Here is a 6,465-nt window from a genome sequence, read left to right on the forward strand (position 1 = left end):
TGTTGAGTTAAACCTGAAGAATCTGGTGTTGTATGATCGCGTCATTCGTAATTATGAAGGTAATACGCTGGATGTTAAAAACGGTCAGATCTATATCAATGGTGAAGTAGCAAGATCTTACACATTTAAGATGGACTATTATTTCATGCTGGGAGATAATCGCCATAAATCTGCCGACTCCAGGTTCTGGGGTTTTGTACCCGAAGATCATGTTGTTGGTAAACCAATTCTTGTTTGGTTATCACTTGATCCTGATAAAGGATTCCTTTCCAACATTCGTTTGGAGAGATTCTTTAAGATGGTTCATAAATAAATACTATCAGGAAGCTCAACTTTGAGCTTCCTTTTTTGCAAAAATACATTGAAGTCTATCAAACAATACTTCTTAATCATTATCGGATTATTACTTGCCATCTGGAGTATGAGTTGGGTGGTAATTATCTTGGTATTATGCCTAAGCATCTTTCTGTGGTATCCTGCTGCAAAAAAGCTTTCATCCTGGTTAGCAAATCTACTCAAACCATGGCAGTTTAAATCTATTGAATGGTTATTTGCCATCCTGCTGTCGACTATTGGTATCTGGTTTATCAACACACATGTCTTTAGCTTTTATACACTTCGATCGAGTAGTATGCGACCTTCATATGACAATAACGAGCTTGTTTTCATCAACAAACTGGCATATGGAGCAGCTACCAACATTAATACTCCACATCGGTATAAACGTTTGAAAGGCTATTCGGAAATGGCAAAAGGAGATGTTCTTGCCTTTCACTTTCCTGAAGCTGACACCAGCTTTGTTGATTACCCTGATGAAGATTATTACTTTGTCAAACGCCAGTATGAAAATACAGGTAAATACACTCCAATATTGGATGCTAAAGTGCAGTTCAACAATGTTAGTGAAAGAAAAATCTTTATCAAACGACTGATTGCAGTACCCGGCGATACATTACAATATATCAATGGTCAGTATTTTATCAATCATGTAAAATCTCCGTTTAATAGCCATTGCATCAATAAGTATGAAATTAAAACGGATACTCCAACGGCAGTCAAACATGATATTCGAAAGTATGCATTGACCAGCTATCGTGAAAATGGTTCACAGCTAATTGAGATGAAAGCTGATCAGGTAAATAAAAACAATTGGAACGAATATTTATTGCCCATTGAGGAAACTCTAAATATGCCCAATATATATGTATTTCCTTTTAGGCAAAACTTTTTTTGGAATGCATCATATCTGGGACCAATAATTATTCCAACGAAAAATAAGACCGTTCGTCTGACATTAAACAATGTTTTCCTCTACAAACGCATCATAGAATCATACGAAGGCAATCAACTTTGTATTCAAGAAAAGCAGATATTTATCAACGGCAAACAGAGCGATGAATATACTTTTAAAATGAACTATTACTGGGTAGCTGGCGACAATAAGTTTCACTCATTCGACAGCCGTTATTGGGGATTTGTGCCTGAAAACCATATTATCGGGCGGGTTGATAAACTATAGTCCATTAGGGTATTTTACTTATCTTGCATGGTATACATTTTAACCAAAAACTTAAAGTATATGAAAAAGTCATTTTGGGTTTCCTTAGTACTGGCAGCAGCATTGGTGATTTTCTCAGTTCAAAATGCAGGCCTTGTAGATGTAAATATTTTTTTCAATGAGGTAGAAGTATCCTTAGCCATTTTACTTATTGTTGTATTTCTAAGCGGTGTGTTGGCAGGTGCCTCTTACTTCTTTATAAGATCAAAAAAGAATAAAAAACCACCTTTGGATGAAGGTACAGACGAACCAATTGAAAGCGATGCAGATCACTAAAACAATTCCTCTTACTTACCTGGGATCAATTCATTTATTTGCACATGTTATTAACGCAGATAGTCTGATTATTGAGCAGCATACCAACTATCAGCGAAAAACCTATAGCAACCGCTGCTCAATTATGGGTGCCAATGGCCCATTAAGTCTTGCGATTCCAATTGCTAATACCAAAAACACGAAAAGTAGTATTAAAGAAACGCTTATTGGATATGATACTGACTGGCAAAAGCAACATTGGCGGTCAATTGTATCAGCCTATAACAGCTCCCCCTTTTTTGAGTATTATGCGGATGATTTTCGCCCTTTCTACGAAAAAAAGTATAAATATCTGCTTGACTTCAATCTGGGTTTGTTTAAAACCATTCTTGATGAACTTGAACTGGAAACACCCATTGAATTAACAGATAGTTTTAAGGCTTTTAACTCTGAAGATGTGAATGATTTAAGGCGTGCTGTTTATCCCAAAAACTCTCCAAAGGCTGACTCTCAATACCAAACAATTGAATACCGCCAGGTTTTTTCAGAGAAATATCCTTTTACTCCTAACCTGAGTGTTATCGATTTATTATTCTGTAAAGGTCCTGAAACTTACGATATTTTAAAGGACTCCATCCTTTCGGAATGATGCCACAATATCGTTAATAATTTCGCGATGATCAAATCCAAGTTCAGGGAGGTTGTCAATAGAGTACCAACGTGCATCGGCTGCGTCATCCATCCCCTGGACAGGGATAACAGTATCACTTTGAGCTGTAAAAACCACTGAAATGGTGCGATGCCTCGGGTCGCGATTAACCGTTCCATAGGTTTTAAACTGTTTTATGGCTAAGCCGGTTATTCCTGTTTCCTCCTCTAGTTCACGTAACGCAGCTTGGGGTAGATCTTCATCCATATCCACAAAGCCACCAGGCAAAGCCCATTGCCCCTTATAAGGATCTTTCCCCCGTTGAATTAATAATACTTGTTGGGTGTCTTCTGCCAATACAAATACATCAGTAGTAACTGCCGGACGAGGATAGTCGTAGGTGTAACTCATTATAAAACGCGCTTAATAACTCTTAGTTTATGACTATATGATTTCGTTTCTTCGTCGAAGATTCCAAGGTGATCAAGCTTATCAATTCTTACCCGACCCGATGCATGAATTATTTCACCTCTTCCAAGACAAAGCCCCACATGTGTAATTGCACCTTCTTCATTATCAAAAAAAGCTAAATCACCTAAAGCTGCTTCTTCTACAAAATTGACAATGCTCCCAAGCTGTACCTGTTGCGATGCATCGCGTGGCAAATTAAAACCAGCAATTCTGTAAACAACCTGAGTTAATCCGGAACAATCAATACCATAGAACGATCGTCCACCCCACAGGTAAGGTGTATTTATAAATGCGCATGCATTATCAGCTATTGAACCTGCTGGTTTTGTGGAACTATGATTGCCAGATAAATAGTACTCTTTATTGCCAATGGTGAAACTATTTCGATCACTTTCATTGAAGTAAATACTGCTACCTCCTGATAATATATGCGCTGTTTTATCGGGTTCAGATACAATTTTGATAAATGGGGCAGGAACAATCCATTTTTCAGCATTAATCCAATTATTCACCTCTTTATCCAAAAGCTTTACAACTAATTTTGAATTAACCCAGCCTTCGTAATTATCATGATGAACCCGAACATGTGTCCAGTCATCTTGCTTTTCAACAATATCAAATGTATCACCAAAAAGTAACTGAGTTACCATCTCGGCTCTCTCTGATCCGTCCTTTCTTACTGGTATAAAACCATAAGTACAAATCGACTTCTGCATAGTCATTTCATTTCTTATCTGGAAGATTGGCTAACGAAACTCTTAAGTTCAATATTTAACACTCTCTTCTTTAACCTTGGCAAAATTGGGATAAAAAAACTTACCTTTCGCTATCTTTGGTCACATTAATCTAGCCATTAATAAAATTCTGAATTATGGTCGAATTGTTATCTCGCTTTAAAAGTAGGTTTTACAAACCGTTTGCCAGAGTCGTGCTTTTCTTCATCAGCATCTCGCTGATTACATATCTTTTACCTAAAACGGGTAAGTTTGCTTATGAATATCAAATGGGTGCGCCATGGAAACACCAAACATTGATCGCACCATTTGACTTCCCTATATATAAAACACAGGCCGAACTAACTGAAGAAACCAATTCAGTGCTTAAAAACCATCGTCCTTACTTTGAAATGGACACAACCACTATTAGCAATAGTCTGAATGAGTTTAATAATGATTACACACAATTTGTTAATACTAATAATGGTAATTACCCCCTATTAGGCCAGTTTTATAAAAACAACGCAACTTATTTTAAGTATGTCGGGGATCTGATATCGACTAATTTAACGAAGCTTTACCAAAAAGGAATCATTCTTTTACCTGAAGCAAATATTGATGCAAAACCAAGCTTTGAACTAATGCTTATTAAAGGTTCGTTTGTGGAGCCTTACGAATTAGCTGAGTTGGAACAAAGCACAAGTGCGTATAAGAAACTGATTAGTAATTCTATTAATGAACTAAACATTGATGATGAAGATGTTCTTAATGAAGCATCAGCTTTTATTAACCAACTCCAATTAAACAAATATATTAGTGCCAATGTAACCATCAACGAAGAGCGAAATGCAAGTGAATTAACTCAACTTAAAGATAATATTTCCCTTACATCTGGCAGGGTATTGTCAAGTCAGCGTATTGTTGATCAGGGAGAAATTGTTACTGCTGAAACAGCCAAAGTACTAAACTCATTGCGCCGAAAGTATGAAGCAAATATTGCATCTGACAGCGATTACTACTTCATTTTGGCCGGGCAGTTTCTATTAGTAACATTTCTGTTTATATGCATATATTTGTTTCTCTTTTATTTCCGAAAGGATGTTTATCAATCTATCAGTTCCATTAGCTTTATACTCCTCATAACAGTTCTGATGGTAGTATTTGCTAGTCTTCAGCAATTTTTCATTCATTTCCCTTTTTATATTATTCCTTTTGCCATTCTTCCAATCATTATCCGAACCTTTCTTGATAGCCGCTTGGCTTTTTTTATGCATGTAATGACCATACTAATTTGTGCTTTTTTTGCGCAAAACAGCTTCCAATTTGTATTTATTCAGATTCCGGTTGGTTTGGTCGCCATGTTTAGCCTGTTTCGTATGTTACGTCGCAGCCACATTGTACGTGCTGCCATGTTTATTATCTTAACCTATTCGTCTATCTATACAGCACTCCACTTATGGCAGGAAGGCACTATTACAACCGTTCAGCCAATAATGTATGCCTATTTTGCTGTTAATGGTATTATGATTCTGATGGTATATCCTTTGATATGGATTTTTGAGCGTTTATTCGGTTTCCTTTCCGATGTAACGCTTATTGAACTGGCCGACACTAATCATCCAATTCTACGTGAAATGGCTGAGGCTGCACCAGGTACTTTTCAACACAGCATTCAAGTGGGTAACCTAGCCCAGGAGGTAGCTTACAAATTAGATGCAAATCCAGCATTAGTACGTGCTGGTGCCATGTATCATGACATTGGTAAAATGGCCTCACCATTGTTCTTTACCGAAAATCAATCTGGAGGTCTAAATCCGCATAATGAACTGGAATATGAAGAGAGCGCCCGAATTGTGATTAATCACATCGATAACGGTGTTAAAATGGCCCAAAAGAATAAATTACCTAAGCAGGTAATCGATTTTATTACTACACATCAGGGTACCACAAAAACTCGTTATTTTTACAATTCATTTATGAATAAATATCCTGATGAGACACCAGATATTAGCTCCTTTACATACCCTGGCCCTACACCATTCTCTAAGGAAACTGCTATTTTGATGATGGCCGACTCTATCGAAGCAGCATCAAGAAGCTTAAAAAATTACTCGGACAATGAGATAGATAAATTGGTTGAGAAAATTATTAACATTCAGATAGAAGAAGATCAATTTATCAATGCTCCAATAACTTTTAAAGAGATCTCTTTAGCAAAAGAAGTTTTTAAGAACAAGCTTAAGAATATTTATCACGCAAGAATAGAATACCCAGACATTAATAAGAAAAAGAAAAAAGTGGTTAAATAACAATCGTTTTAATGGGTTACATCAAGTCCTAAAGTAAGTTGAGTTTACATCAACCTATTTTTAAGACTACTCATTAACCTATCTTTCCTGATAAAGACTATTTATTAGTTTAGTATGTATGAGCCATGTTTTGAAGTACTGTACCTGTTTTCTGGTTCTTTAAAGAAGCGGTTAATTGCAGTTTTAGCACAATAAACTAAGACAGTTTAACACCAGAAATTCACAAAGTTTTTCTATTTCTCACTGATTGCGCAGATTACCGCAGATTTTCATAATCTATTGGTAAGTTTTCAGTACAACAAATCTACTTCATCCATAGGCTATGGGATTCTCGAGAGTAGAATTAAAGTGTCAAACAATAATTACCATTGTCAAGTATAGCAACCAATACTAATTGATTGCTTTAATTTCATTCAGGATAACCCCAAACAGAAAGGATTCTCTTAAACGTCTTAAACACAAAAAACCCCTTATTCGTTTGAATAAGGGGTTTCTGAAAAAAAAGGC

General features: G+C 36.3%; 7 protein-coding genes. 5 read left to right on the forward strand and 2 right to left on the reverse strand.

Annotation, left to right across the window (positions count from 1 at the left end):
* The 4 genes from AC4MRQ_RS24200 to AC4MRQ_RS24215 form a co-directional block, all read left to right on the forward strand.
* Positions 1 to 313: S26 family signal peptidase (locus tag AC4MRQ_RS24200; protein ID WP_491200306.1), on the forward strand; the 313-nt coding region annotated here is incomplete at its 5' end.
* A gap of 48 nt (positions 314 to 361) precedes the next feature.
* Positions 362 to 1,519 (forward strand): signal peptidase I, encoded by a 1,158-nt coding sequence (gene lepB / locus AC4MRQ_RS24205; protein WP_491200307.1) that lies wholly within the window; start codon positions 362 to 364, stop codon positions 1,517 to 1,519.
* Between the two features lie 60 nt (positions 1,520 to 1,579).
* Positions 1,580 to 1,834 (forward strand): lipopolysaccharide assembly protein LapA domain-containing protein, encoded by a 255-nt coding sequence (locus AC4MRQ_RS24210; protein WP_491200308.1) that lies wholly within the window; start codon positions 1,580 to 1,582, stop codon positions 1,832 to 1,834.
* Positions 1,791 to 2,462 carry a WbqC family protein gene (locus tag AC4MRQ_RS24215; RefSeq protein ID WP_491200309.1) on the forward strand — a complete coding sequence of 224 codons (672 nt, stop codon included), beginning with the start codon at positions 1,791 to 1,793 and terminating at the stop codon, positions 2,460 to 2,462. Before AC4MRQ_RS24210 ends, AC4MRQ_RS24215 begins: the two co-directional genes overlap by 44 nt.
* Here the strand turns inward: AC4MRQ_RS24215 and AC4MRQ_RS24220 are convergent.
* Together AC4MRQ_RS24220 and AC4MRQ_RS24225 are read right to left on the reverse strand one after the other, a co-directional pair.
* Positions 2,436 to 2,873, reverse strand: a complete 438-nt coding sequence (locus tag AC4MRQ_RS24220) for an NUDIX domain-containing protein (RefSeq protein WP_491200310.1) — start codon at positions 2,871 to 2,873, stop codon at positions 2,436 to 2,438. The genes AC4MRQ_RS24215 and AC4MRQ_RS24220 overlap by 27 nt on opposite strands.
* The gene (locus tag AC4MRQ_RS24225) at positions 2,873 to 3,649 is read right to left on the reverse strand and encodes a C40 family peptidase (protein ID WP_491200311.1); all 777 of its coding nucleotides are present in this window, start codon (positions 3,647 to 3,649) and stop codon (positions 2,873 to 2,875) included. The genes AC4MRQ_RS24220 and AC4MRQ_RS24225 overlap by 1 nt, the downstream gene beginning before the upstream one ends.
* A gap of 155 nt (positions 3,650 to 3,804) precedes the next feature.
* Between AC4MRQ_RS24225 and AC4MRQ_RS24230 the strand changes: the two genes are divergently transcribed.
* On the forward strand, positions 3,805 to 5,958 hold the full coding sequence (locus tag AC4MRQ_RS24230) for an HD family phosphohydrolase (RefSeq protein ID WP_491200312.1): 2,154 nt from the start codon (positions 3,805 to 3,807) through the stop codon (positions 5,956 to 5,958).
* The last annotated feature ends 507 nt before the right edge of the window (positions 5,959 to 6,465 follow it).

The sequence above is a fragment of the Carboxylicivirga sp. genome (assembly GCF_982718395.1).